Origin of the sequence: Fretibacterium fastidiosum (assembly GCF_000210715.1) — a bacterium.
Lineage (GTDB): Bacteria > Synergistota > Synergistia > Synergistales > Aminobacteriaceae > Fretibacterium > Fretibacterium fastidiosum.
The window spans coordinates 1,710,130-1,711,668 of the sequence record NC_021038.1 but is presented as its reverse complement, the minus strand read 5'-3'; the positions used below and the strand labels follow the sequence as shown (position 1 = coordinate 1,711,668).

Here is a 1,539-nt window from a genome sequence, read left to right as displayed (position 1 = left end):
GATCGCCGCGTCCTCCAGCCCAAGCGCGGCCGCGGCCGCCGTCGGCTCCTCGTACAGCCCCGCGCAGTCGAAGCCCAGGGCCTCCACGACGTTGGCACACACCTTCGCCGTCTTCGCGCTGACGCCGGGCGGGAAGGCCGCGGCCCCCAGGGCGTTGAGGTCTGCCCTCCCCAGACGGCGCTTCAGGCGCTCAAGGCATTTCCGCATCCCCTCGACCGAGGCCATGTAATCGACGATCACGCCGTCCCGGACGGAGGATCGGGAGCTCTCCATCACGGCGGACACGGGACGCCCTTCCTCGTTCAGCGCCACCAGCACCAGGTTCGTCGTCCCCAGGTCGAAACCGAGAAAGAGCTCCTTGAAATCGTTCAGCGGCTCATCCCGGTCGAGAGCGCCCTCGAGGGCGCCGAGGAGCTCCACGGCCTTCGGGTCAAAGGACGGCGCCGCCGTCCCCCCACGCCCCGCCGCGCCCTGGCCCCTCGCGCCGGGCTCCTTCTCCTTCGCGTTCCTCCCGCCGCTCATCGCAAGAGCCAGCCCCCTCGCCGCCTAGTCCTCCTCGACGCGGAAGTCCCTGCGCCGAATCCCTCGTTCGCCGTCCTCCGGGGCGGGCTCCTCCGGACACAGGAACAGCCGCTCCGTCTGCTCGTCCGGCCGCGCGATCACCGCCGCGCTCACCTCGGCTTCCTCCGGGTCGTAGAACGCCGCTTGCGTGGCTTCTTCGCCTCATCCTCCGCAGGCTCCGGGGCGGCCTCGACAGCCTCCGCTCCGCCGGCGACTTCAACGGTCGTTGAATCCTCCGCTTCAGCGGGCGCAGCGGGCTGGACCTTCATCAGCGCCCTCGGACCCGCCACGGCAAGCCCGGCCTCGCCCGACCGAGGCGCCCGATCCTCCTTCGGGAGTTCAGCGTCCCGCTCGGCCTCGGATTCCGGTCCCTCGCCCGCGGCGTCCGGCGCCTCTTTCGCCCCGCAGGGCGCCGGCGCAGGCGGCGCGGGCTTCAGGAGCTCCACCCCCATCGTGTTCTCGTTCCGGACGAGGCAGTCCCCAATCCCCTCCGCAGGGCGCGGGATGGCGAGCACGGAGTGAACGCCCCGCACGCCCTCCGCGGCGACGCGGGCCGCCGCCAGCGCGGCCTGCACCGCGGCGACGTCGCCGGCTATCTTCACCGTCATGAAGCCGCCGCCGCGGGAGTTCTCGCGCCCGACCAGGACGACGTTGGCCGCCTTCAGCGCGGCGTCCGCCGCGGCGATCGCCGCAGGAAGCCCCTCCGTCTCGATGAGGCCGACGGCGCCTCGGACCCTCTCCCTATCGTTCACCTCTCGTGCCCCTCCCGAATCCGATTCGGCCTTGGCGTTTTCCGTTGCCGCCCCAGGCTCCCGAAGGCGCCTCATGACCTCCTGCGTCACCCTGGCGACCAACGCATCCACGGCCCTCTCCTACCTGGACGAGGCCGGGGCATGAAGGGCTGGTGCGAGCGCCTGGCCGACGTGCCGCCGGAGCGGCCGTGCATCGTCCGCCTGCTGGCGTCCGGCGTGGATGAGC

2 protein-coding genes and 1 pseudogene are annotated in these 1,539 nt (G+C 72.3%); all 3 read right to left on the bottom strand.

Features of this window, described 5'->3' with window-relative positions; genetic code table 11:
• Window positions 1-522 (bottom strand): annotated as a pseudogene (locus tag SY1_RS07880) (hypothetical protein); the annotation flags it as partial.
• A gap of 24 nt (window positions 523-546) precedes the next feature.
• Window positions 547-675, bottom strand: coding sequence for a hypothetical protein (locus SY1_RS12575; protein ID WP_279369732.1), 129 nt, complete (start codon window positions 673-675; stop codon window positions 547-549).
• Window positions 672-1,424, bottom strand: a complete 753-nt coding sequence (locus SY1_RS07875) for a BMC domain-containing protein (protein ID WP_243440634.1) — start codon at window positions 1,422-1,424, stop codon at window positions 672-674. Before SY1_RS07875 ends, SY1_RS12575 begins: the two co-directional genes overlap by 4 nt.
• Between the last annotated feature and the right edge of the window lie 115 nt (window positions 1,425-1,539).